The 23,361-nt window shown below is 59.7% G+C and carries 16 protein-coding genes; 7 read left to right on the top strand and 9 right to left on the bottom strand.

The window, feature by feature from the left end:
• Nucleotides 1-912: 912 nt before the first annotated feature.
• Entirely contained in the window at nt 913-5,811 is a 4,899-nt protein-coding gene (locus tag BLW55_RS03125; protein WP_090326619.1) for a DUF11 domain-containing protein, read from the bottom strand.
• 351 nt (nt 5,812-6,162) lie between these two features.
• Between BLW55_RS03125 and rpmG the strand changes: the two genes are divergently transcribed.
• Nucleotides 6,163-6,330 (top strand): 50S ribosomal protein L33, encoded by a 168-nt coding sequence (gene rpmG / locus BLW55_RS03130; protein ID WP_007008183.1) that lies wholly within the window; start codon nt 6,163-6,165, stop codon nt 6,328-6,330.
• Nucleotides 6,331-6,979: 649 nt separating this feature from the next.
• On the opposite strand, the gene BLW55_RS03135 is transcribed toward rpmG, so the two are convergent.
• Nucleotides 6,980-8,344: a PleD family two-component system response regulator gene (locus BLW55_RS03135; RefSeq protein ID WP_025030435.1), complete on the bottom strand. Its 1,365-nt coding sequence runs from the start codon at nt 8,342-8,344 to the stop codon at nt 6,980-6,982.
• Between the two features lie 42 nt (nt 8,345-8,386).
• Nucleotides 8,387-8,758, bottom strand: coding sequence for a response regulator (locus BLW55_RS03140; protein WP_007008186.1), 372 nt, complete (start codon nt 8,756-8,758; stop codon nt 8,387-8,389).
• Nucleotides 8,759-8,985: 227 nt separating this feature from the next.
• Here BLW55_RS03140 and BLW55_RS03145 point away from each other — a divergent pair, with 227 nt between their 5' ends.
• Both BLW55_RS03145 and BLW55_RS03150 read left to right on the top strand, forming a co-directional pair.
• On the top strand, nt 8,986-9,270 hold the full coding sequence (locus tag BLW55_RS03145) for a DUF3572 domain-containing protein (protein ID WP_007008187.1): 285 nt from the start codon (nt 8,986-8,988) through the stop codon (nt 9,268-9,270).
• Nucleotides 9,271-9,291: 21 nt separating this feature from the next.
• Nucleotides 9,292-9,945, top strand: coding sequence for a hypothetical protein (locus tag BLW55_RS03150; protein WP_090326623.1), 654 nt, complete (start codon nt 9,292-9,294; stop codon nt 9,943-9,945).
• Between the two features lie 51 nt (nt 9,946-9,996).
• Here the strand turns inward: BLW55_RS03150 and BLW55_RS03155 are convergent, their stop codons facing one another.
• Entirely contained in the window at nt 9,997-10,572 is a 576-nt protein-coding gene (locus BLW55_RS03155; RefSeq protein WP_090329869.1) for a GNAT family N-acetyltransferase, read from the bottom strand.
• Nucleotides 10,573-10,655: 83 nt separating this feature from the next.
• Here BLW55_RS03155 and BLW55_RS03160 point away from each other — a divergent pair, with 83 nt between their 5' ends.
• A complete protein-coding gene (locus BLW55_RS03160; RefSeq protein ID WP_090326625.1) occupies nt 10,656-11,966 on the top strand; it encodes a DNA polymerase IV in 1,311 nt (436 codons plus the stop codon).
• A 25-nt stretch (nt 11,967-11,991) separates the two neighbouring features.
• On the opposite strand, the gene BLW55_RS03165 is transcribed toward BLW55_RS03160, so the two are convergent.
• The 5 genes from BLW55_RS03165 to BLW55_RS03185 all read right to left on the bottom strand — a co-directional run bounded on the left by BLW55_RS03165 (nt 11,992) and on the right by BLW55_RS03185 (nt 20,607).
• Nucleotides 11,992-13,032 carry a M48 family metallopeptidase gene (locus BLW55_RS03165; RefSeq protein ID WP_007008191.1) on the bottom strand — a complete coding sequence of 347 codons (1,041 nt, stop codon included), beginning with the start codon at nt 13,030-13,032 and terminating at the stop codon, nt 11,992-11,994.
• A gap of 39 nt (nt 13,033-13,071) precedes the next feature.
• Complete coding sequence (locus BLW55_RS03170; protein WP_244508972.1) at nt 13,072-14,163, bottom strand: YjgN family protein; 1,092 nt, start codon at nt 14,161-14,163, stop codon at nt 13,072-13,074.
• A gap of 111 nt (nt 14,164-14,274) precedes the next feature.
• Nucleotides 14,275-17,796: a DNA polymerase III subunit alpha gene (gene dnaE / locus BLW55_RS03175; RefSeq protein ID WP_090326631.1), complete on the bottom strand. Its 3,522-nt coding sequence runs from the start codon at nt 17,794-17,796 to the stop codon at nt 14,275-14,277.
• Nucleotides 17,797-17,888: 92 nt separating this feature from the next.
• Nucleotides 17,889-18,581, bottom strand: coding sequence for an HAD hydrolase-like protein (locus tag BLW55_RS03180; protein WP_090326634.1), 693 nt, complete (start codon nt 18,579-18,581; stop codon nt 17,889-17,891).
• 13 nt (nt 18,582-18,594) lie between these two features.
• Complete coding sequence (locus BLW55_RS03185) at nt 18,595-20,607, bottom strand: acetyl-CoA carboxylase biotin carboxylase subunit (protein WP_090326637.1); 2,013 nt, start codon at nt 20,605-20,607, stop codon at nt 18,595-18,597.
• Between the two features lie 208 nt (nt 20,608-20,815).
• Between BLW55_RS03185 and BLW55_RS03190 the strand changes: the two genes are divergently transcribed.
• The 3 genes from BLW55_RS03190 to fghA are packed head-to-tail and all read left to right on the top strand — an operon-like array spanning nt 20,816 to nt 23,256.
• A complete protein-coding gene (locus BLW55_RS03190; protein ID WP_090326639.1) occupies nt 20,816-21,943 on the top strand; it encodes an S-(hydroxymethyl)glutathione dehydrogenase/class III alcohol dehydrogenase in 1,128 nt (375 codons plus the stop codon).
• Nucleotides 21,944-21,947: 4 nt separating this feature from the next.
• Nucleotides 21,948-22,412 (top strand): YaiI/YqxD family protein, encoded by a 465-nt coding sequence (locus tag BLW55_RS03195; protein ID WP_177175115.1) that lies wholly within the window; start codon nt 21,948-21,950, stop codon nt 22,410-22,412.
• A 4-nt stretch (nt 22,413-22,416) separates the two neighbouring features.
• Nucleotides 22,417-23,256, top strand: a complete 840-nt coding sequence (fghA, locus tag BLW55_RS03200) for an S-formylglutathione hydrolase (protein WP_090326645.1) — start codon at nt 22,417-22,419, stop codon at nt 23,254-23,256.
• Nucleotides 23,257-23,361 lie beyond the last annotated feature (105 nt).

The following is a 23,361-nucleotide window of genomic DNA, read 5'->3' on the forward strand; positions in this document are numbered from 1 at the left end:
GTCCCGTACGCAGCAACCTCAAGGGGTTGCGAGCTCGACACCGCAGTGAAAGCAAACACGCTCTGCCCCCAGGCAGTCGTATCTGGAAACAGAATCGTTTCATCCGTGCCGCTCGTTGTCAGCTTGAGCCCCTCACAGGCATTCGAGTAACCACTGCCATTCACTCCGCGACCTAACGCATAAAACGGAATTCGATATGTCCGACCTGGCACAAGTCCGGTCATCGTGGTCAGAATGGACTCGTTAGCGACCATGGATGCAAACGTCGTGTCACCTGTTGGAACAACGGGAAGCGGCGCGTTCTTCCACGGATAGTTCCCAAACCCCCACGCCGAGCGGGTTGAACAATCCGGACTACCTGTGCCGTTCGTCCATCCAGGCGGTGTTTGACCACCACCCGGCGTACAGGGCGATGTTGGCGGAATGGTCTGGGCGCTGGCCGACCCGCTGGCGAATGACAGCAGTCCGAGCGCCAGCAAGAGCAACAGCATAATCTCCCGGACCCCAGCCCGCGCCATGCCACATGCCGTATGAATGTTCTGGCGCATCGAGTGCTGGCACCTCCACTCTGGTGATTTTTCCGGCTCCCCCGGCGGGTTCGCCGCAAACCCAAGCATGGGCACACGAAAACGTTGGCGGGATTCAAACATGCTTTCCGCTCTCTGCGGTTGAAGCAAGATTGTCTGGAGCTTTTTGAACATGACAGGCCTCGTCATACCATCGTCCACGGTTCGGTTTCTGATTGGGCCGTCCTCGGCCAGACGCGGAAACGGGAGACTCAGAGATCGCGCGCAAAGGCGGCAACGGACTGTCCGAGCACTGGGACAGACAAACGCGACGTGTCAGTTGCGAAAAGGTATCGTTACAGTTGGCGACGGCCCGAACAGCGCACGCCGCCAACTTTGAGGGGAACTACCTGCGCTCGAGTGCCCTCATCTGCTTGGAACGCGCCGTGGCTTCGGTCCCGAGTCTCGTCTCGATCTCAAGACGGTATCCGCGCCCGGTCTTTCGCCACTCTGCGGCGATCTTCCTGCGGATTTCCCGCAGGCGCTTCTGCGCTGATCGCTTGCTTCCCTCAGACCCTGAATAGACCAGGCGCAATACGGAAGGTTCCTGGTCGAGAAGCACGATCATCTTCATGATCCGCTCCTCCCATTCAGGCAACAGCTCCTGGGTACCCTCAACGAAAGCCGCATCGGTGAGATCAAGCCGAACCACCCGGCCGATGGACGCACCGAAAAGGAATTCCGATGCCTTACCGGCTGTCAACCGGACAACGCGCGGGTTCTCCGTCGTCAGACGATACCCCGATGGCAGCGAACGCGAATCAAGTTTCATGATATAGCTCGTGCCGATCCTCTGGTCGGGAAGATCCGCACAGGCCACATGGAAGCGCCCATGGTCGTCCGCCGTGAGCAGAAGCCCTTTCACCGTCGCAACCCGCACGCCCGGCAGCCCCGGCTCACCCTTGTCCTGATACCCGTTGCGGTTCCTGTCGTCGAACACCTTGCCCAGAATATCGCCGCAATCGAACAGCGCTTCCACCACCACTTCCACTACAGCGGCCGCAACGCGCGACACCATGGTGCCATCGGGCGTCTCCACCCACGCCTGATTTACATACTCGCCAGGTTTCGCAGCTCCCGTTACTGCGAGATCAAGCTCGATAACGATCGCCTCGTCGGTCGGCAGCGTAACATTCTCGAATGTCAGCTTCCGCCCATCCACTTTGGGTTCGACCGCACTGCCGTCGAGCATGGCGGTTCCCCGCACGAAAGTCAGGCCGGAGGGCGTCATATCGATAATGTTGACCGCGCTTTCGCCAACGGAACCGAGCATCTTCACATTGATCGTATAGGGTACGCGGCCACCCCGACGAACCTCCGCCAGCGGCGTCATTTTGCTTATCGCATAGCCAGGCAGGTCCACTGCAGCCTCCGCCACGGGGGAAAGCACCGGCTGCCCTTCCGGACCGGAACCAGAAACCGTTGCCGAGTTCTTGATACCGTCCTCTAGCCCTTGTGCTGCATCGATATCAGCCTGCGTCACGGTGTATGTCGCGGTGAACGTTGCGCTTTCAGTCGCTCCAAGGTCGGCAGTGGGCGGAGAGAATGATGATAGCGATCCGCTACCAGGCAGCCCGCCGAACCACGGCCCTGGGTCGGCAGGCGTGACATTGGACGCGGTTACATTGCCCTCATTGATCGCGGTCAGCGTGTAGACAATGGTGTCGCCGGGCTCCGCAAGCCGGCCCTCAACCTGAAACACTCCGGTCTTCTCCAGCCCTAGAGCAGCAACTTGCGGCAGAGGGGTGGGCGTGGGATCATCCGGCTCACCATCATCTTCAGTATCGATGTCAGCAGTCTCAACCGGATCGTCAGACGCGTCCGTCACCGGGGTGCCATCGCGTGCCTGTCCATTAACGCTCGTCTTTGCAACAACACCGCCAGCGTCAATATCGGCCTGCGTCAAAGGATAGGAAACGCTGGGCAGGGAATCATGCTCACCGGACGGTGGCAGACTAGCAATCGTACCGTTCGGAACAGGTATGGATTTCGCGGGTACCCCTCCACCCTCCGTCTCCAGATCAAGCGAAGCAATCGAAAGATTCTCCAGTGTCACATTGCCAGTGTTCCGGACCAGAAATGAATACACCACCGGCTCACCGGGATCCGGAAACCCGTTTCCATTCGTGTCCGTCCACTCGCTCACCAGTTCGAGCTCCACCGCCGGGTTTGTGGCAAATGGAATGACCGTCGAGTCACCCGGCTCACCATCTGGAGGACGCGCCTCTTTGACTACATCCTCACCCTTGGGGTCCTTGCCTACCGCAGTTGCCGTGTTCGAAAATGAGCCTGCATCAATGTCGTCCTGGGTGATGACATGCGTACCCTTGACATCGGAATTGCTCATGCCAGGCGCTAGAGAGGCTATGGGACTACCGGTAATCTCTGCCTTGTCATCGGTCACGGCAATGTCTGTCAGTGTCGTGTTTCCCGTGTTCACGGTCGTAAACGTGTAGTTGATCACCTCGCCTGCATCGGCAAACCCGTTCCCGTTGGCGTCGTCGTGCTCCGCTGCTTTGACAAAATCGTAGTCGGACACTGTTTCCAGCCCACCGGGTGGATTGGTCGGATCCCCCTCGTCCCCATCGGGTGGACGCGAATCCTTAGGCAGGTCGTCGCCATTGGGCAGCTTTGCGTTCGCCGAGGCGACATTGTCGAGATCGCCCGCATCGATATCAGCCTGCGTGACGACGTAGCTCCCCTTAACGCTCTCGTCGTCCGTCTCACCTGGGCCAAGCGGGCCGGCGAGTGGGCTGCCTGTCACATCCGCCCGCGCATCCGTCACCTCTATATTGGTAAGCGAAACATTGCCGGTGTTCTCAACGATAAACTGGTAGCTGATCACCTCCCCGGCATCGATCAATCCATTGCCGTTCGCGTCGATATGCTCGGCTTCCTTGACGAAGTCGTAGTCGCCATTCGGCTCGATAGGTAGTGGGGTCGGGTCGCCGGGATTGCCCGATGGCGGACGCGACTGACGATCAATGTCCTCGCCGTCGGGATCTTTCCCGCGCGAATCTGCAACATTGTCCACGCCGCCGGCATCAACATCAGCCTGGGTCACCGTGTACGTGCCCTTCACAGTTTCATCGTCGACCTCGGCAGGCCTTAGGATTGAGATCGGGCTGCCCGTGATCGTCGCTTTCGAATCCGTCACCTCAACATCGGTCAGCGTCGTGTTGCCCGTGTTCTCCACCGTGAAATTGTAGGTGATCACCTCACCGGCATCGATCACCCCGTTCCCGTTGGCGTCGTCATGCTCCGCTTCTTTAACGAAGTCGTAGTCGGACACCTTGTCCAGCCCACCGGGTGGATTGGTCGGATCCCCCTCGTCCCCATCGGGTGGACGCGAATCCTTGGGCAGATCGTCGCCATTGGGCAGCTTTGCGTTCGCCGAGGCGACATTGTCGAGATCACCCGCATCGATATCCGCCTGCGTGACGACGTAGCTCCCCTTAACGCTCTCGTCGTCCTTCTCACCGGGGCCCAGCGGGCCGGCGAGTGGGCTGCCTGTCACATCCGCCCGTGCATCCGTCACCTCTATATTGGTAAGCGGAGCATTGCCGGTATTCTCAACGATAAACTGGTAGCTGATAACTTCCCCGGCATCGATCAATCCATTGCCGTTCGCGTCGATATGCTCGGCTTCCTTGACGAAGTCGTAGTCACCCTCCAGCGGCGTTTCGATGCTCGTTGAATCACCCTCTTCACCATCTGGTGGGCGGGATTGTTTGGTGACATCGTCACCATCCGGATCCTTCGCGTTTGCCGAGGCGACGTTGTCAACGCTGCCTGCTACCAGATCTGCTTCGGTGATCTCGTAGACCCCCTTCACAGACTCCGAATCGACACCTCCCGCCGCCAGGGACGCGATAGGGCTCCCTGAGATCGTCGCCTTTGGATCTGTCACCTCAATGTTGGTCAGCGGGACGTCGCCAGTATTCTCAACTATAAAGTCGTAGTTGATTACCTCACCAATATCAGCTTTGCCGTTACCATTGGCGTCGTCATGCGTTGCCTCCTTGACAATCGACACCGAAGCTTCGCGGTCAGTGTCGCTATCGTTATTGTCAGGCGGAGTATTGTCTATGATCGTGTCGGGAAGCCTCAGCCTCGCCACATTGGTCAGGTCGCCAGAAAAATCCGAAGGTACGGACATTGTATAGTTGTAGGTTGCCGTCCCTCCTACCGGAAGACTGACCGTCTCATTGTCGAGCTCGCCGGTTCCGCTCGTAACATCACAAGTGCCCCCGCCGGAACCGGTACACGTCCAGCTCGCCGATGTGATTCCAGCCGGCAGAGGATCATCCACTCCGATATCGGTCGCGCCAAATGGACCGTTATTCGTCACCAGTATCTGATAGGTCACGTCTTCGCCCGGCGTATAAGCCTCCTGGCCATCCGTCTTTGAAATTGAGATGTCCGCGGGGAAACTGAGCTTCGTGGTTGCGCACTTCATACCATCATTGACTGACGAACCCGGGGAACTCGAAATGCGTGTTGCCCGGCCTGAGGTCAGATCAAATTCATAGAAGCCCTCTCCAGCATTCCCCGAGCCATACACGGCATTGGGTGCACCGAACATTGCCCCAAAGACGCTGCTTGCGGAGAGCCCGGTATCACCCACATTGGTAACCGCTCCTGTCACAGGATTGATGGATATGAGTTGGCGCGAGTTCCCTTCCTTGGAATAAAGAAGTCCATTCGACCACGCCATATCTGAGAGAAAAACACTTCTACTTAAAGTAATTCTTGTCGCTGTCTTGGTAGGAATATCTACTTTATATATATATCTATCATGTGTTCTGCCATACACATAATATGATCCATCATCAGATATCTCACCAGTATTAACTCTTAAAGTAGATGGCACACCAGATATTGTTCCAAGATTTTCAGTCGCCGCATTAGATCCAATCCTGTAAAGAATTGGAGATCCATTATTCACCGCATATCCATAATTATCCACGGGATTAAAGGCAGTGCCATTATATGGGAAGGTCACACTTCCTTGATTCACAAAAGTGAACGGATTCGTTGAGGTATTGATTGCGTTGAGACTGGTCCGACTTCCCTGTGACAGCCACATGCGGGAATCGCACGTTCCAAAATCAGGCAGAGTTTGAGCAGGCGCATCACCGCCCAGCATTCCAAAAAGGACAGCCAAAAAGGCAAAGGCCTTGCAGCAGATCAAGGAAAGACTGCTTATAAATTTAAATCTTGATGGCTTAATAAATATTTTCATATTATATTTCCCATAATTTTGGGAAAAACTATTTCTTAATGAATTTATACAAAAATAATATTCCCGCAGCAATCAGCGCGGAACACCGAACATTCCAGAACCAATCTCTCATCAAACCCTGTAGCGGACGAACCTTTGAGATCAGCGACCAAGGTTTCAGCCTCTTCGGCTTTTGGCATTTGTGACGGAGGTGGGAAGACAGGCCGGTTGCGTCGCACGAGCGTCCATCTCTCGCACACCCCGGCTTGACTTTCCGCGAGTTCCCTTTATGTGTCCGCCAGACTCTTTAAGCGCTGGTGGAGAGATTCTGCTTTCGCGCGACCGATAAACCACCAGAAACGGACGACAGACATGGCGAAGGCCACGACCATCAAGATCAAGCTCCAGTCGACGGCGGACACGGGCTTCTTCTACGTCACGAAGAAGAACAGCCGCACGATGACCGACAAGATGACCAAGCGGAAATACGACCCCATTGCCAAGAAGCATGTGGAGTTCAAGGAAACCAAGATCAAATAGATACGGTTTCGCCGTGCCTTATCGGAACGCCGCCCTCGGGCGGCGTTTTTGTTTGTGTTCCTGAGGCAGCTTGCCGTTTCACGGAAACGCCATTGCGCTCCATCTGTCTACTTCTCCACATCTATGCGGACGCCAGGTGTATCCACCTGTCTGCAAGATGCTCCGAACCCATAAGCTTTGAAGGCCGTCCGGAACGATCGGCCAGCCATGCAGGTTGAAAATGCCTGTTCGACGGGAAGAAATCGGGGGCCGGTCGGCAAACTGGCAGCGGTACGAGGAGGCCACTATAAACCAGCGCCGGCCGGCCAACCCCACGGACCCAGGAGATGCGGCGGACCTGAGCATCATGGGGTATCTCGAGGCGGCAGCCCGGCGATAAACGCCATGCCCTGAAGCCCGCCCCTGTCGGTCGAGAGATTTGCGCAGGGCGGTCAGAAAATCAACACTTACTTAACCATTCCCGTCAACTCCCTGACGTTAGGGTTAAATATGGCGTGCGCCTTGCGTTTCGTCAGCCCCTAATTGGTGGAGTGGGTTATCACTCTTTCGTGCTGCACGACTACCCGTGCGCTGGCAGTGGTGTGATCCAGGCACACGGGGCACGGCGCCTGTCTGCCGCGCGCATTCACGATATGGGCATCACCCGGCCTCAGGCCGCAGAGGCCACCACGCGATTGCGCCCTTTGCTTTTCGCATCGTAGAGCGCGGCATCGGCGTGCTTCAGAAGATCTGCGGGGTCGCCATTGCCCCCCGCACAACCGACCACACCGACGCTGGTTGTAACGGCGATCGCGTTCTTGCCGCCATCGACCGTGAAGGGCTCGCTCGCTATGGCAACCCGCAGACGCTCTGCCACCATTTCGGCCATGTCGCGCTCGGTATCCGGCATTACAACAACGAACTCTTCCCCCCCGAAACGGCAGATCAGATCGATGCCCCGGATGTTCTGACGCAAGCGGTCGGCGAATTCGCGCAGCACATCATCGCCGCTCGGGTGCCCCCAGCGATCGTTGATCGCCTTGAAGAGATCTATGTCGGCCATCATCACCGACAGGGGGCGCCTACGCGCAACGGCCCGCGCCAGAAGCTTCGGCAGATGCGCGTCGAGATAGCGGCGGTTGTGAAGCCCCGTCAGAGGGTCTGTCACGGCCATCCGAAAACTCTGGCTGACACTCGAACGCAGGCGGTCATTGTAGCGCTTGCGGCGCAGTTGCGTGCGCAGGCGAGCCTGAAGCTCCTGCTGGTCAACCGGACGAACGATGTAATCATTCACCCCGAGTTCCAGCGCCCGCGCGACCATCGCCCCCTCGTCCTGGTCGACCACCAGCATCACCGGCAGAAACCGGGTGCGGTCCAGCGCGCGCAACTGGGCGCAGAGCCGCAGCGGATCATAGGTCGCGTAGCTGGAGGTCACGAGAACGCATTCATAACCACCTTCGGCGGCGCGAAAGAGACCGGCCTGCGGATCGTCTTCCACATCAAGAGAAAAATGCCCCCGCAGCATGGCCGCCATCGCAGCGGACGAATGGGGAGCCTCGTCAATCAGCAGGATGGCGGGTAAATCGCGCCGATCCTCCTCCAGTCCCGGCTCGAAACCGGCGTTCTCCGCTGTCTCCGTCCGCAGCCGCAGTTCATCTGTCAGCATTTTCAGCCGCACGAGGCTTTTTACCCGTGTCACCAATTGAAGGTCATCGACGGGTTTGGACAGAAAGTCATCGGCACCCGCTTCCAGCCCCCGCACGCGGTCGGATGTTTCGCCCAGCGTTGTCACCATCACAACGGGAATATGCTGTGTGGCGGCATTTGACTTGAGCCTGCGGCAAACCTCGAAGCCATCCATCCCGGGCATCATGACGTCCAGCAGAACGACATCCACCTTGCCGCCGGCACAGATTTTCAGGGCTTCCGCACCGCTATGCGCACAGACAACCTCGAAATACTCCGCCAGCAACCGGCTTTCGAGAAGCTTCACATTGGACGGGACGTCGTCGACAACCAGAATGCGCGCGGTCATGACCGGCTCCTCACGAAGGGCTTCGGGAAGCCGTCCGCAGCATCAGGCATCCCCCAGATAGGATTTGATCGTTTCGATGAAACTCGGCACGGAAATCGGCTTGGAGATATAGGCTTCGCAGCCGCCCTGGCGGATGCGCTCCTCATCGCCTTTCATGGCAAAGGCCGTTACCGCGATGACAGGAATGGTGTGCAGGTCATCGTCCTGCTTGAGCCATTTCGTGACCTCAAGTCCGGAAACCTCCGGCAACTGAATGTCCATCAGGATCAGGTCGGGGCGGTGCTCACGCGCGAGCTCCAGCGCATGCAACCCATCACGGGTGCGCACCGTATCGTAACCGCTCGCCTCGATGAGATCGCGAAAGAGCTTCATGTTGAGCTCGTTGTCTTCGACGATCATGACTTTCTTCGACATCACACCCCGTCCCACTCAATCCCGCTGCCTTCGCATTTGACCCGGCCCTGCCGGGAGCACGCCAGACAGCGAAATTTCAGACGCCACCCTTGCACGATTTGATTTATGAATCGGTAATGGGCGCCCGCGAATCGTAGCTTTACAGCATAGCGGCCCTGGATTTGCGCGCAATTCGTCTCACGGAAAATGCCGCAGACCATTCCTGACATCGATTGGAGAGAAGGACCATGCAACGAGAGGAAGCCGAAGCCATAGCCGTTTCCGCCCTGGCATTCATAGCCGCAGATGACCAGCTCCTGCCGCGGTTTCTCTCCCTCACCGGTATCGAGGCAAACCAGATCCGCGCCGCCGCTGCTGAACCAGGATTTCTGACCGGTGTTCTGCAATTCATCCTTGCACATGAACCGACCCTGTTGCGCTTTTCCGAGGAAAACGGCATTGCTCCCCGGATTGTGGCGCAGGCACCCTCCGCCCTGCCCCACGGCAACACGTCCTACGACATTCAGCCCTGACACGACTTTGGACAGCGACATATGACGATTGACCCGGAAACCGCCCGGCAGATTGATGAGCTTTCACTCAGCAACCAGCCCCTGCTTGTGCTCGATGTGGACGATGTGATCCTGGAATTCATCAGGCCGTTTCCGGAATACCTGCGCACCCGTGGCTTTGAACTGAAGCTGGAGAGCTTTGGCCTGAACGGAAACGTAGCCGACCTTTCATCCGGTCAGCGTGTGGACAATGAAACGGTCGCTCAGCTTGTCGATGCGTTCTTCGAGGTCCAGCACGACTGGCAGAAGCTCGCCGAAGACGCTTCGGAGACCATTGCACGCCTGTCCAGGGCGAGCCAGGTGGTGCTTCTTACCGCCATGCCGCACCGCTATCGGCAGACACGCCGCGCCCTGCTCGACCAGCTTGAAATGCGCTATCCGCTGTTGACCACGGAACGCGCCAAGGGCCCCGCGATCAAGCGCCTGCGTGGCGACCATCCGCGCCCCGTCGCCTTCGTCGATGACATGTATTACAACCTAGTCTCCGTACGCGACACGGTCGTGGACGCGCATCTTTTTCACCTCATGGCCGACAATTCCGTCCGCGCGCTCATGCCTCCGATCCCGCAGGGGATAACGGTGGTAGAGCACTGGAAAGAGGCCGGCGAAAAAATCGCCCGCTCGCTAAAGCTCTAAATCGCCGCGTGTCCGTCCTGGTGTAACCGCGGCACCGCATGGCACGCGGTGTCAAAGCCTCAGCCGCATCAGCGGGCGCCCTGCCTTGCGCTCCAGAACCGTCTCAAATCCCGCCTTCTCAAAAACCCGCGTCGATCCGACAAAGAGGCCAACAGAGCGCGTATCCCTGGAGTGGGTTATCGGACAGGCTTCCAGAAAACGGGCTCCCTCAACCCGGGCGTGGTCGATCCCGGCGGCCACCAGGTGGTGCGACAGCCCTTTACGGCGCGCCGAGGGACGCAGGAAAAAGCAGGAGATTGCCCAGACCGTCGGATCCCGGTCATCGCCATCCTCCACGGGCGCCGAAACACGCCCCCTGTTGTTCCACTCAGGAACGTCGCCGCGCGGGCCGATCTGCATCCAGCCATCGGCGCGACCACCCTCAACCAGAAGAAGTCCAGGAGGAGGACCAGCCTCGATCCGCGCCTTTATGTGGTCTTTGTTACGCTCGCGGTTGTTCTCGCGCCGCACGGCCGGCGGCAGGCGAAAATGCGTGCACCAGCATCCATAGCAGGCCCCCTGCCTGCCAAACAGATCCTCGAACGCCGGCCACAACTCCGACGTCAGAGGCGCGACTTGATAGCTCACCTCAGCCTCCTCCACACCGCAGCTTGTGCCCCGATGCCATTTCCAGTAAGATGCATGTTCACTTTATGTTCACATGATATACCATGCCTGTCAACGCCCTCCCGCACGGCCTTTGCCGTGACTGCCTGACCCCGGCGCAGACTGCGTCCAGGCGTTGCCGGTCGTGCGGCAGCCCACGCATGCTTGCACATGCGGAACTGGAGAATCTGTTCCTGGCACATATCGATTGCGACGCCTTCTACGCCGCCGTCGAGAAGCGTGACAATCCGGAGCTGCGCGACAGGCCCGTCATCATTGGCGGTGGAAAAAGGGGGGTGGTTTCGACCGCGTGCTATATCGCCCGCATCAACGGGGTGCGCTCGGCCATGCCTATGTTCAAGGCACTGGAAGCCTGCCCTGAAGCAGTGGTGATCAAGCCGGATATGGAAAAATACGTCCGAGTGGGACGACAGGTCCGCTCGATGATGGAAGCGCTCACCCCCATGGTCGAGCCGCTGTCCATCGACGAAGCCTTTCTCGATCTTTCCGGCACGGAAAAACTGCACGGCGCGCCTCCCGCCATGGTGCTCGCCCGCTTTGCGCGCCAAGTGGAAGAAGAGGTCGGCATTACAGTCTCGGTTGGTCTTTCCTACTGCAAATTCCTGGCCAAGGTCGCCTCTGATCTCGACAAGCCGAGAGGCTTTTCAGTCATTGGCAAATCGGAAGCATTCTCCTTTCTTTCCCGGCAGCCCGTCACCCTGATCTGGGGCGTGGGCAAAGCCTTTACCGCTACGCTCGCCAGAGACGGGCTGCACACGATCGGCCAGCTACAGACCATGGAACGCAACGATCTGATGCGCCGCTATGGCACGATGGGAGACCGCCTTTACCACCTCTCGCGCGGGATGGACGAGCGCAGTGTGAAACCGCGCAGCGAGGCAAAAAGCGTCTCCTCCGAAACCACTTTCAATGTCGATCTGTCCCGCGCCGAAGACCTGGTGCCGGTGCTGCGCGCGCTCTCCGAACGCGTATCCGCCCGCCTCAAGAAGGCCGACATCGCCGGACGCACGATCGTCCTGAAGCTCAAAACCACCGATTTCCGCATCCGTACGCGCAACCGGCAGCTGGGCGATCCGACGCGATTGGCCGACCGCATCTTCCACACCGGCCTCGACCTGCTGAAGCGCGAAATCGATGGCACACGCTTTCGCCTTCTGGGCATCGGTGTGAGTGACCTGACGGATGCGGCCAAGGCCGACCCGCCCGATCTGGTCGACCGTCTTTCCCACAAGCGTGCACTTGCCGAAGGCGCCATGGACAGCCTGCGCGAAAAATTCGGCAAACAGGCAGTGGAAACCGGCTACACGTTCGGTCACGGAAAGGCTGGACAGCCACAGCGAGACGGTGACGACTGAGATGGACGGCGCGGCACGGGCACAGTCAGTTTCTGGCCGTTTCCCCTGCCTCACCAAGTTCCTTAACGCGCTTGCGGACGGCCTCACGCCGGTCCCTGGTGCCTGGATGTGTCGCCAGCCAGCCGGTTTCATCTGAGCCACCGGCCGCCCTCACGATCCGGTCAAGCAGATCCACGAACGCGAGTGGATCGCGCCCCGCCCGGGCCATGAGTGCAACGCTGTAAAGATCGGCATGGGTCTCAAACTCGCGAGAATAGACGAGTGTCTGCAGCGCACTCGCCTGTGTCACCACATCGTCTACCAACTGGCTCGCGTCACCGCCAATCAGGCCGACCATGAAGCCGATTCCCAAAACCCGATAGATTTGCTGCAGCGAGTGTCGTTCGCGTACATGGCCAATCTCATGCGCAATCACGCCGGCGATCTCGTCGTCAGATGCCGCAAGCGCGACAAGCTCGTCGGTAACGACGATCGTTCCGCCAGGCAGCGCCAGCGCGTTCGCACCGATGGCACCGCCCCGGCGCAGCTGCAGTTTCAGCGCCGGCCCCGCATCGTCCGCAAAACCTGCCAGTTCATCGAACATGGCCTGCAGTTCTTGCTTTCGGCCCTCGTCCAGTTCCGATGGAGAGAAGACCACCCGGTCCACCGTTTCCAGCGTCCCGCGATCCATCGCGGCCACGATGGGCGGTGGCGTGATCGCCGCAGCACCGGATGCCAGAAGCGGAATACCGAACCGGTAAATCGCAAATACGAGGCCGATGGTGACAACAGCCGCTGCAGCCACCAGACCGAGATTGGCCTCGAGCCTTGTCAGACGCGCAAAGAAGCTCCCGCCCATGTTCAGGAAACCATCCACATCGGCTTCAAGCGGCGCTTCAAAAACGCCGCCATCGGCAAATGTGAGCTTGCGTGGAACGCCGGCCAGGGGATCGGAGACCGACATCAGAACCACCGCCTGCGCCTGCGGCTCGTCTTCCCGTTTCAGCGCGAGCCGCCCCGGCCCGCCGGCAAGGCTGGCCGCGACAGCGCGTGATGACCCTGGCGGAAAATAGCGTCCGTCAATCATGATCCAACCGTTCCCCGCGCCACCGCATGGCGCACCGGGCTAAAGCCCGAAATCGATACCTTCGATATCGAAAAACTCTGCCGCGCCCACATTGCCTTCAGGTGCGGCTTCGTCGACGAAATCATCGAGCGGTCCCGCGGCCAGAAGACCCGTGCTGCTCACCAGATAGCGCCACGTGCGGATCGCGGCCCAGGGCCGCAGAAGCCCGAGGGACAGGATCGTGGCAAACAGGTTTGAAACCAGAATCCACACATAACGCATACGGTTCACACTGGAAGTCAGTTGATGCTGACCGTCCAGAACGGTGTGATTATAAGCGATATTGCGCACACCTGCGGCATAGAAAAGATAGGCAAGCGCGAGCGCGATATACCCGCCGATGAGTGCCCCGGTGACCGGCCCGAAGGTCAGCACATCCAGGAGTTCGTCACCACCGCCCTGCATCATGTTTCCAGCGGTGACAAGCGATGAACCGACGAGAAAACCGATCCCGGCACACACCAGGGTGACCATGATGACGAACAGGATCGTCGCACCCAAATTGCCATAGAGAGCCTTGAGTGGCGCCCGTGTTTCAAACCGGGCCGAACCATATCCAAGATGACGGCCGATATAGTCGTTGGACAGCTTGGAAGCGAGAGGGAAGAGCAGGCCCGCCGTCAGGAGCGCCACGATCGGCATGATCACGAATGCCAGAAACGCGCCCCAATAGGACCCACGGAAATTGAGCCGCACATTGCGATAGCTGGTCATCCGCGCGTTGAACGCCATGGACTTGTTGAGGAGCCAGGGAAAAGCCAGCAGATAAAGAATGATCAGGAGGCCGAAAATCGGGGAAATGCTGACCAGGAGATTATAGGCGACCAGAAGCGCCACGACGATAATGCGCCCGATCAGGATTTTGACCGGACGGGCGTGATACTCGAAATTGTGGCCGTCGAGCCAGGTGTTTCCGTAAAAATAGCGCAGACGCCGCACCTTCGCCCATGCGGTGTAGATTCCAAGCGTAATAATCGACAGCAAAAGGTTGACAATCCAGATACCGAAATACTCCAGCGCCCGTCCGGTGAAGGAAAACCCGAGGTGAACAGGCGCTTCACGGCTCGCGGCCGCCGTTTTCAAAGAAGTCACAACAAAATCCTCGAATATGAATCAAACAATCGGGCCTTCTAATCACAAATGCCGCACAAAACAACGATCAGAAGTTGCAGAACATTTCGCCCGCCAGCCGAGGTCCTGACCCTAAACGAGTTCGACCTCGACGACCCCGGGGACCGCCCGCATGGCGGCAGCGATCTGTGGCGAAATGCGGTATCGGTTGGGCAGACCAACCTCGATCTCGCCCTGCCCGCCTTCCTTGATGACGACGAGGCTGACCTGGGCGTCACCGCGCTGTGTCAGTTGCGATGAGATTGCGGCCAGCGGCTTCGGGTCGCGCAGATAGATGCGCAACGCCTTCTGCATGCGGCAGGCCTCTTCCTCCAGGGACTGCACGGCCTGGATGCGAAGATTGACGCCTTCCGGCCTGTTCTCTGCGCCCACCATGATCACCACTGAGGAGCCTGCTTCCAGAAGGTCGCGGTACTGCGCCAGTGCCTCGGAGAACAACACCGCCTCATACTGTCCCGTAGCATCGGAAAGCTGGATGATGCCCATCTTGTTGCCGGTGCGCGTGCGCCGTTCCTGTTTAGACGTAACGGTGCCGGCAAGGCGGCCGGCACTGGCACCACGCTTCACGGCAGCCTGGAAATCCCCCCAGTTCTGCACCCGCATCTTTTCCAGAATCTCTGCATATTCATCCAGCGGATGCGCCGAGAGATAACAGCCGACAACCTGGAACTCGCGGTGGAGCTTGTCGGCAGCCGGCCATGGCTCGACCGTCGGCAGGTGTATTGTCTGTGGCTCGCCGCCACCCGACATCCCGAAAATGTCGCCCTGCCCCATGGCAGCATCTTCCGCAGCGCGTGCTGCCATGCCCATCAATCGGTCGATGCCGCCAAAGAGAGCCGCGCGATCGTGTCCGAAACAGTCGAAAGCACCGGCCTGGATGAGACTTTCGAAGACGCGCTTTCCAACAATCTTCGGGTCAATGCGGGCGCAGAAATCCTCAAGACTCTCGAACTGCTTCTCGTTGCGTTTTTCGACAATGTGCTCGACCGCAGCGTCGCCAACGCCCTTGATCGCGGCCAGGGCATAATAGATCCTGTTCTCGCCCACTTCGAACGGGCGATGCGATGTCAGAACCGAAGGCGAAACCACCTCGATACCGAGCCGCATGGCGTCGCGCCGGAAGTCGTTGAGCTTGTCCGTATTGGCCATGTCGTATGTCATGGACGCGGCCAGGAACTCGACCGGGTAATGCGCCTTCAGATAGGCCGTCTGATAAGAGACGATGGCATAGGCGGCCGCATGCGACTTGTTGAAGCCGTAGTCGGCGAACTTGGCCAGAAGGTCGAAAATGAAATCGGCCTGCTGTTTGGAAACGCCGCGCTCGGTCGCCCCCTTCACGAAGATGCCCCGCTGCTTTTCCATTTCGGCGCGGATCTTCTTGCCCATCGCACGACGCAGAAGATCGGCCTGTCCGAGCGTGTAGCCGGCGAGCTCCTGCGCGATCTGCATCACCTGCTCCTGGTAGACGATGACGCCCTGCGTCTCCTTTACCAGGTGGTCGATCTTGGGATGGATCGACGCGATCTCTTCTTCACCATGCTTGCGCGCGTTGTAGGTCGGGATGTTCTCCATCGGACCTGGACGGTAAAGCGCCACAAGCGCGATGATGTCCTCGATCCGGTCCGGCTTCATGCCGATCAGCGCCTTGCGCATGCCCGCCGATTCCACCTGGAACACGCCGACCGTCTCACCGCGCGAGAGCATGGCATAGGTGTCCGGATCATCCAGCGGAATGCGCGACAGGTCGATCTCGATCCCGCGCCGGCGAATGAGCTTCACCGCCGTTTCCAGAACCGTCAGCGTTTTCAGGCCAAGAAAGTCGAACTTGACCAGTCCCGCCTGCTCGACCCATTTCATGTTGAACTGGGTGACTGGCATGTCGGACCGCGGGTCTCGATACATCGGCACCAGTTCGGAGAGCGGCCGGTCGCCGATCACGATGCCGGCAGCGTGGGTGGAGGCGTGGCGGTAGAGGCCTTCCAGCTTCTGGGCATAGTCGAGAAGCGTACCGACAATCGGCTCCTTCTCCACCTCCTCGGCAAAACGCGGCTCGTCCTCGATGGCCTTGGGCAGCGGCGTCGGATTGGCCGGGTTGGACGGCACCATCTTGCAGAGCCTGTCCACCTGTCCGTAGGGCATCTGCAGCACGCGACCGACATCGCGCAGCACGGCGCGGGCCTGCAGCGTACCGAAGGTGATGATCTGCCCCACCTGATCGCGGCCGTACTTCTCCTGCACGTAGCGGATCACCTCTTCGCGGCGGTCCTGACAAAAATCGATATCGAAGTCGGGCATCGACACGCGGTCGGGATTAAGAAACCGCTCGAACAGCAGCGAGAACCGCAGCGGATCCACATCCGTAATCGTCAGCGCATAGGCCACCAGCGAGCCGGCACCCGAACCACGTCCCGGTCCCACGGGAATGTCCTGCGCCTTGGCCCATTTGATGAAGTCCGAAACGATCAGGAAGTAGCCCGGAAACTTCATGCGTTCGATAATGCCGAGCTCGTAATCGAGCCGTTCGACATAGGTCTCGCGCGTGTAACCTTCCGCCAGCCCCTGCGTTTCGATCCGGCGTTCCAGCCCCTCATGAGCCTGCCGCCGCAATTCATCGGCTTCGGCTTGAAGAGCGGCCTCGGCGTCGGCGGCGTCGGCCCCCGTAAAGCGCGGCAGGATCGGCGGATGCGTCTGCGTAAAATAGGAGCAGCGCCGGGCGATCTCGATGGTGTTGTCGATGGCCTCGGGCAGGTCGGAAAAGAGCCGTGCCATTTCGGCCTGGCTCTTCAGATAATTGTCCGGCGTGAGTTGCCGACGATCATCCATGGCGATGACCGCGCCTTCGGCGATGGCGATCAGCGCGTCATGAGCCTCAAAGTCGTCACGGGCGGGGAAAAACGCCTCATTGGTGGCAACCAGCGGCAATTCATGCTTGTAGGCAAGCTCGACAGCGGCCGCCTCCAGGGCCCGGTCATAGCCTTCAAAACGCTCCAGCTCCACATAGAGCCGGTTGCCAAAACACTCTTTCAGGAACAGAAGACGCTGCTCGGCCACCTCCGGGCGGTCGGCCTTCAGCGCAGCCCCAATCGGGCCACGCGGACCACCGCTCAGGCAGATAATGCCTCCGGAAAGCTCGGTCAGCCATTCGGTGGTGATGTGGGTGGCCGCACCCGGCTCGTTTTCCAGATAGGCCCGGCTGACCAGCCGGACGAGATTGGCATAACCTTCCCCGGTCGCCGCAATCAGAACCAGCGGCTCATACTGGGAGCCGCCTTTTCGGCTGTTGCCGCGACGGCTTTCCGCCAGCGCATCCTCAAACGCACAATCAAGCTGACAGCCGACGATCGGCTGCAGCCCTTCCTTGGAAGCTTTCTGCGAGAACTCAAGCGCGCCGAACAGATTGTTGGTGTCGGTGATGGCGATAGCCGGCGCTTCGTCCTTCAGCGCATGGCCGATGATCTTGCCAAGCGGCAACGCACCTTCGAGCAGCGAATAGGCCGAGTGCACCCTCAGATGGATGAAGGGGCGCTCGGGCCTGTTTTTCTCACGCTCCGCTGCCGCGAAGATCGGATCGCGCAAACGCCTGTCGCTCGCCATGAACTGCTGCCGCTCGGTTTCTGAAGACTCAACGCCTTATTGTTCCGCATCGAGTTGAACGGGTAAAGGCCCGCAGGCGGCAGCACACGGCTTTATGAAGGTAAGATCGGCTCAACGGCGAGAACGCCCTCCATGACGAAGGCAAGGTCTGAAGGCCGCTCGACGACGGCCGACGCGCCCGCCTCTTCCAGTTCAGCCCTGTCACCAAAGCCCCACAACACACCGATTGCGGGCACCCCGTTCGCCCTGGCGCCGGCAACATCGTGCAGTCGGTCACCGATCATCACGGCATTGGCAGCCTCAATCGGCTCGCTTGCCAGAATATGCCGGATCAGGTCAGCCTTGTCGGCATTGGTACCATCGGGTGCTGAGCCATGGACCGCATCGAAATATTCCGAAAGGCCGAAATGAGCGAGAATGTCCCGGCTGTAAGACTCCAGCTTAGATGTCGCAAGCGACAGGAAATACCCCGACTCCACGCAATGAGCGAGCACGTCCTTGATGCCTGGTATGATCTCGTTCTCGAATTTCCCAACCCGTTGATAACGCTCGCGGTAGTGCCCCACAGCCTCCCAGATGCGTGCCTCGTCGTCCGTCTCGAGAAAGGCGGCAAAGGTCACCTGCAATGGTGGCCCTATATGGGAGCGGATGGCATCATCGTCGGGCGCCCTGTGCCCCATCTTTTCCATCGCGTGGCGGATTCCGTTGGAAATGCCGGCGAACGGGTTCGTCAGCGTGCCGTCGAGGTCGAACAGCACCGCTGCCCGCTTTTCGTTCTCCGCCATTTTGGGAAGGCTCCTATTCGAATTCCATGATGACCGCATCCACGGCGAGGCTGTCGCCAGGCGCGGCATTGATCTTTGCCACCATCCCGTCGCGCTCGGCGCGCAGGACATTCTCCATTTTCATCGCTTCGACAACGGCGAGGGTTTCACCCGCCTTGACTTCCTGCCCCTCGGCAACGGCGATGGACACGACCAGCCCGGGCATCGGGCAAAGCAGCATCTTCGACGTATCAGGCGCTTCGCGCACGGGCATCAACCGGTCAAGCTCGGCGATACGCGGCAGCATAACGCGAGCATCGGCAGAGACGCCCTGCCATGCAAGCCTCACACCATTCAGGATGTGCCGAACCTGAACCGCAACCGTGCGGCCATTAACCTCGCCCTCCCAGACAGGCTCACCCGGACGCCAGGACGAGCGCACGGTCACCGGGTCGGCATCGCCAATGCGTATGTCCATTTCCAGCGGGATCGAGATCATGCCCTCGACAAGGCTGACGGACAGATAGTCATCGTCCAGCCGCACCACCCAGTCGCGCTTCAGTTCGCCCGAATGCGGTGCAAGACGGCCAGTCAGCCGGTCAAGACGATCACGCCGCAGAAGCTCGACGGCCAGCGCCACAGCAGCCAGCACCGTGCGCTCGGCTGCCATCGGCGATGGCGGTGCAAACCCGTCGGGAAACTCCTCCGCGATGAAACCGGTCGACAGACGCCCCTCGCGCCAGCGCGGATGGCTCATCAGAGCCGCGAGGAACGGAACGTTGTGCTCGATCCCGTCGATCACGAAACGGTCCAGTGCCTCGCTCATCGCGTTGATCGCGTCCAGCCGCTCGGGCGCCCAGGTGCAGAGCTTGGCGATCATGGGATCGTAGAACATGGAAATTTCCGACCCCTCCGTTACCCCCGTGTCGTTGCGCAGCACGGCATCGCCAAAACGCCCCTCCTCCGGCGGTCGGTAGCGGGTCAGCCTGCCGATGGAGGGCAGAAAATTACGCACCGGGTCTTCTGCATAGATGCGGCTTTCAACGGCCCAGCCATTGAGCTTGATGTCCTCCTGATCGAAGGACAACGCCTCGCCTGCCGCCACCCGCAGCATCTGCTCCACCAGGTCGATGCCGGTGACAAGCTCGGTCACCGGATGCTCCACCTGAAGGCGCGTGTTCATTTCCAGAAAATAGAAACTGCGGTTCTTGTCGACGATAAACTCGACCGTGCCAGCGCTCTGATAATCAACGGCTTTTGCCAGCGCCACCGACTGCGCCCCCATGGCCGCGCGCGTCTCGGCGTCCAGGAAGGGCGACGGCGCCTCCTCCACGACTTTCTGGTTGCGGCGCTGTATGGAGCACTCGCGCTCGCCGAGGTAGAGGCAGTTGCCCTGTGCATCGGCCAACACCTGGATTTCAATGTGCCGCGGTTCTTCCACGAACTTTTCGATAAAAATCCGGTCATCGCCAAAGGATGACGCCGCCTCCGATCTGGACCGCGCAAAACCTTCGCGCGCTTCCTCATCGTTCCAGGCGATGCGCATCCCCTTGCCGCCACCGCCTGCGGACGCCTTGATCATCACCGGATAGCCGATCTCACCGGCAATCTTCACCGCATGTTCGGCATCTTCGATCAGCCCCATGAAACCGGGGACCGTGGAAACACCGGCCTCTGCGGCGATTTTCTTGGAGGTGATCTTGTCGCCCATGGCCTGAATGGCCTTCGGCTTTGGACCGATGAAGACAATGCCCTCTGCTTCGAGCTTCTCACAGAAAGCAGCATTCTCGGACAGAAAACCGTAGCCCGGGTGCACGGCCTCCGCGCCTGTCTGTTTGCAGGCAGCGATGATCCGGTCGCCGAGAAGATAGCTCTGACTGGCGGCAGCCGGGCCGATATGCACCGCCTCGTCCGCCATCTCCACATGCACGGCATCCGCATCCGCGTCGGAATAGACCGCAACGGTGGCGATGCCCATCCTCCTCGCTGTCTTCATGACCCGGCAGGCGATTTCACCGCGATTGGCGACGAGGATCTTCTTGAACATGAACGGTGTTTCCCCCCACGAGCGACGTTGTTTCCGTTTTATGGCTTTGCATGCTCCCGCTCAAGCATTTCACACAATTGTCGCGTGCGAAGCGGGTTTGTCAGATTGCGTCATCCTATGGCCGGTTCGGGCTTGCGGGACATAACAATTCCTGAAACTTTCGCCCGAGACTTTCGTCGTAGATTCCGGACTTGCAGGAGAATTGTCCATGAAAACCCGCGCCGCTGTTGCCGTTCAGGCAGGAAAACCACTTGAAATCATGGAGGTCGACCTCGAAGGTCCACGCGAAGGCGAAGTGCTGATCGAGGTGAAGGCGACCGGCATCTGCCATACGGATGAGTTCACCCTCTCCGGCGCGGACCCCGAAGGCATTTTCCCGGCGGTTCTTGGCCATGAAGGCGCTGGCGTCGTGGTCGATGTCGGCCCCGGCGTGACAAGCCTCAGGAAAGGCGATCACGTGATCCCGCTTTACACGCCCGAGTGCCGCGCGTGCCCGTCCTGCCTGTCGCAGAAGACCAATCTGTGCACCGCCATCCGCTCCACCCAGGGCCAGGGCCTGATGCCGGACGGCACGAGCCGTTTCTCGCTGAACGGCGAGAAACTGCACCACTACATGGGCTGCTCGACCTTCGCAAACTTCACCGTGCTGCCGGAAATCGCAGTTGCCAAGGTCAATCCGGACGCGCCCTTCGACAAGATCTGCTACATCGGCTGCGGCGTGACCACAGGCGTCGGCGCGGTCATCAACACCGCCAAGGTCGAGATCGGCTCGACGGCGATCGTCTTCGGCCTCGGCGGCATAGGCCTCAACGTGATCCAGGGCCTCCGGCTTGCCGGCGCCGACATGATCATCGGCGTGGACCTGAACAACGACAAGAAGGAATGGGGCGAGAAATTCGGCATGACGCATTTCGTCAATCCGAAAGAAGTCGGCGAGGACATCGTTCCCTATCTCGTCAACCTGACCAAGCGCGGCGCGGACCAGATAGGCGGCGCGGACTACACGTTCGACTGCACGGGCAATGTCCATGTCATGCGTCAGGCGCTGGAAAGCGCGCATCGCGGCTGGGGCGAGTCCATCATCATCGGCGTGGCCGGTGCGGGTCAGGAAATCTCCACCCGTCCCTTCCAGCTGGTCACCGGACGCACCTGGAAAGGCACTGCCTTTGGCGGCGCACGCGGCCGCACGGATGTGCCCAAGATCGTCGACTGGTACATGGAAGGCAAGATCGACATCGACCCGATGATCACGCACACCCTGTCGCTGGACGAGATCAACAAGGGCTTCGACCTCATGCATGCGGGTGAATCCATCCGCTCCGTGGTGGTCTACTGAGGCCATCACCTTGACCACCATCTATGTGGATGCCGACGCCTGTCCGGTGAAACCGGAAGCAGCCCGTGTCGCCGAGCGGCACGGGCTTGTCATCGTCTATGTCTCCAATGGCGGGCTGCGCCCTTCACGCGATCCCATGGTTCGGCATGTGGTGGTGCCCGGCACCGCCGACGCCGCCGACGACTGGATCGTGGAGAATGCCGTGGCCGGCGACATCGCCATCACGGCGGATGTGCCGCTGGCCGCGCGCCTGGTGGAGCGGGAGGTGCATGTGCTCGGCCCCACCGGCCGCCAGTTTACGCCTGAAGCCATCGGCATGGCCGTTGCCATGCGCAACCTCAAGCAGGATCTGCGCGAATCCGGCGAAATCAAGGGGTACAATCCCGGCTTCACCGCCCGCGACCGCTCCGACTTCCTGCAGGTGCTCGACCGCACCGTGCGCCGCGCTTTGAAAGAAAACAGGGACTGACCTCATGAAAACCGTCTCCACCGCCCGCTCTCATGGCGGCGTCCAGGGCGTTTACAGCCACACTTCCAAGACCTGCCAGTGCGACATGACCTTCGCCGTGTTCGTGCCGCCGCAGGCAGCCAGCGGCCCATGTCCGCTCCTGTGGTATCTGTCAGGCCTCACCTGCACGCACGCCAATGTCATGGACAAGGGCGAATACCGCCGCATGGCCGCCGAGCTTGGCATGATCGTGGTCTGCCCGGACACGAGCCCGCGCGGCGATGACGTGCCTGACGAGGCGGGCAACTGGCAGTTCGGCAAGGGCGCAGGCTTCTATGTGGACGCCACGCAGGAGCCCTTCGCCAAAAACTACCGCATGTATTCCTACATCACCGAGGAACTGCCGGCACTGATCGCCGAAAACTTCCCGGCGGACATGGATCGCCAGGGCATATTCGGGCATTCCATGGGTGGCCATGGCGCGCTGACCATCGCGCTTAAAAATCCCGACCGTTTCAGGAGCTGCTCCGCCTTCGCCCCCATCGTCGAGCCCTCGACGGCGGGCTGGTCGAAACCGGCGCTGGAGAAATATCTGGGAACGGACGAAGCCGCATGGCGCGGACACGACGCCTGCGCGCTCGTTGCCGATGGCGCACGCTTTCCCGAATTCCTGATTGATCAGGGTACGGCGGACAGCTTTCTGGATGAAGGTCTGCGCCCATGGCTGTTCGAGAAGGCCTGCGAGAAGGTTGGCATTCCAATCACGCTCAACATGCGTGAGGGCTATGACCACTCCTATTTCTTCATCTCGACATTCATGGATGACCACCTCGCCTGGCACGCAAAGCGCCTCGCGGCCGGCTGACCTGAAACCCGGCGATCCTGAATCAATACGTGAAGCCGATGAATCATCTTCTTACATTCTTCGTCTAACACGCTGCCATAAAAACGCTTTTCAGCTGCACCCCAA

Origin of the sequence: Nitratireductor aquibiodomus, from assembly GCF_900105565.1 — a bacterium.
In the GTDB taxonomy this organism is placed as follows: Bacteria; Pseudomonadota; Alphaproteobacteria; order Rhizobiales; family Rhizobiaceae; genus Nitratireductor; species Nitratireductor aquibiodomus.